Below are 1,590 nucleotides of genomic sequence, written 5' to 3'. Positions count from 1 at the left end.
ACACAGCACTAAACGTGCTGGCCGAGCGCGGCTACGAGGGCGCGACGACGGCCGCGATCTGCCGCGAGGCCGGGATCGGGTCGGGGACGTTCTTCCACTATTTCGCCACCAAGACGGAGCTGGTCCTGGCGATCCTCGAGCTCGGCACCGCCGAGACGGTCGCCAAGGCGGCGGTCCACGAGGGCCGCACCGACCCGCTCGCGGTCCTGCTCGATCTCGTGGGCTCGTGGGCCGACGACGCCGCCGACCCCCGCATCCCCGGTTTCGTCCGCGCCGTCGCGGGCATCATGCACCTGCCCGCCGTCGCGGACGCCCTGGCCGCGGACGACCGGGCCCAGCGCGACCTGCTCGTGCCGTGGATCGAGCGCGGCCAGGCGGCGGGCGACGTCCGAGCCGACCTCCCGCCGGCCCGCATCGCCTCCTGGCTCGTCCTGCTCTCCGGGGGCTTCCTCGAGCGCGTGGCCACCGACCGCGACTTCACCGTCGACGGCGAGCGGGAGCTTCTGCTCGCCACGGCGCGGGAGTTCCTGACGGGCCTCGGCCCCGGCGCGGGTGCGACCACCGGGGGACGCCGCTAGGGAGGAGGGATGGCCGTGTGCCACCGCCCCTCCCGTGCGACCCGCTGATCGTGGGCGCCCTGTTCGCGCTCGCGTCGGCGCTCCTGTACGGCGTGTCGGACGTCGTCGGCGGCGTCGTCTCGCGGCGGATGCCGTTCGTCCGGGTCGCGCTCTGGGGCCAGCTGGGCGGCCTGGTCGTCACGGCAGCCGCGGCCCCGTTCGCCGGCGGGGAGGGCCCGACGGCGGCCGACCTGCTGTGGGGCGGACTGTCCGGGGTCGGCACCGGTGTCGCGATGGTCGCGCTGTTCCGGGGGATGAGCCGGGGCGCGATGTCCCTGGTGGTGCCCGTGAGCGCGGTCGGCGGCCTCGCCCTGCCCGTCGTCGTAGCGGCTCTGGTCCTGGGGGAGCGGCCCGCGGCGTGGACGTGGGCGGGTGTGCTGCTGGCGCTCCCGGCGCTCTGGCTGGTCGCACGCGGCGGTCCGGGGACGGCGGCGGGAGACGGCCGAGCCGTCCGCGACGGCCTGACCGCCAGCGTGGGCATCGGGGTGCAGTACCTGGCGCTCGCCCAGGCGGGACCGGGTTCGGGCGTCTGGCCGGTGGCCGCGGGCCGGGTGACGGCGGTCGCCTGCGTCGCGGCGCTCGCGCTCCTGGCGGTCCGCCGCCCGCCCGCCGAGCCGCGCCCCGCGCCCTCCCGCGCGCTGCGCCTCACGGCAGCCTCCAGTGGCGTCCTGGCCGCTGCGGCCCTGGTCTGCTATCTGCTCGCCGCCCGCACCGAGCTCGTCGCGGTGGCGGTCACCCTCTCGGCGCTCTACCCGGTGGTCCCGGTCCTGGTGGGCCTCACGCTCCTGCACGAACGGCTCACCCGCCGTCAGGCCCTCGGCCTCGCCCTGGCCCTCGCCGCCTCGGTCCTCGTCGTCGTCCCGTGACCGAACGAGCAGCACCCACCACGCGCAGGAGGTCGACGGGACAAGCTGAGGGGACGGCATCGCTTCGCCCGGACGTATCCCTCCCGAAGTGGAGGGCGCCCTGGCGC

2 protein-coding genes are annotated in these 1,590 nt (G+C 76.5%); both read left to right on the top strand.

The annotated features are described in order from the left end of the window. Nucleotides 1–578 (top strand): TetR/AcrR family transcriptional regulator (locus tag ACFUVW_RS20790; protein WP_430573189.1); only part of this gene is annotated, 578 nt, incomplete at its 5' end. A gap of 17 nt (nt 579–595) precedes the next feature. Next, a complete protein-coding gene (locus ACFUVW_RS20785) occupies nt 596–1,483 on the top strand; it encodes an EamA family transporter (protein WP_430573188.1) in 888 nt (295 codons plus the stop codon). Nucleotides 1,484–1,590: the final 107 nt, after the last annotated feature.

Origin of the sequence: Isoptericola sp. NPDC057391 (assembly GCF_042668085.1) — a bacterium.
GTDB lineage: Bacteria > Actinomycetota > Actinomycetes > Actinomycetales > Cellulomonadaceae > Isoptericola.
Note: the sequence above shows the minus strand (reverse complement) of the source record. Positions and strands in the feature narration are given on the sequence as shown.